Raw genomic sequence first — 255 nt, forward strand, 5'->3', positions numbered from 1 at the left:
CATCCGGCCTACTCGGAAAAACCATTCCCAACCGGGAACTTTATTTTCTTTTCGCACCGCTGTGGTGTTTTACCAGCATATTCCATCCGGGCCGTTTTAGCAATTCGGTGAATTCCGAAGAATTCCAACCAAACCGGCTATTCAAGCCCTTCCGAACCCAGCATCCAGTCCCAGGTTTCCCGCCGGCACACAAGGCACGCAGCAGATCAACCATCGAAAGAAAGTTGGGGTTTGGCCGCCATGCTTCAGGAGCTC

General features: G+C 52.5%; 1 protein-coding gene. It reads right to left on the reverse strand.

From position 1 onward, the window contains the following. Nucleotides 1–40: 40 nt before the first annotated feature. Nucleotides 41–255: hypothetical protein (locus NGB94_RS16755; protein WP_325791846.1), on the reverse strand; the 215-nt coding region annotated here is incomplete at its 5' end.

This window comes from Arthrobacter koreensis (assembly GCF_035792275.1).
GTDB lineage: Bacteria > Actinomycetota > Actinomycetes > Actinomycetales > Micrococcaceae > Arthrobacter_B > Arthrobacter_B koreensis_A.